Source organism: Nocardia amamiensis, assembly GCF_015477605.1.
GTDB lineage: Bacteria > Actinomycetota > Actinomycetes > Mycobacteriales > Mycobacteriaceae > Nocardia > Nocardia amamiensis_A.
In genome coordinates, this window is sequence record NZ_JADLQX010000382.1 from 1 (window position 1) to 250 (window position 250).

The window sequence follows — 250 nt, forward strand, 5'->3', positions numbered from 1 at the left end:
GCGGATACTGCGGGTGAACGATAACCGGTCGGCGTCGACGGCCGCGGCGTCGGCCGTGTCGTGCATGAGGGTGCGGATGGCGTAGTGCACCAGCAGGTGGCCCCATATTTCCTGCTCGACGCCTTCCTGCTCGACGCCTTCCGGCGAGCGGGACCGCAGCACTTGCGCCGGTCCGCGCTGATGGGTTTTCAACTCATCCAGCGCGATCTCGATCTCCCAGCGTTCGTGATACAACGCGGCCAGATCGGTC

Annotated in this window: 1 pseudogene; it reads right to left on the bottom strand. The window is 65.6% G+C overall.

Annotated elements, in window-relative coordinates:
* Positions 1–250: pseudogene (locus IU459_RS38215) on the bottom strand (IS4 family transposase); the annotation flags it as partial.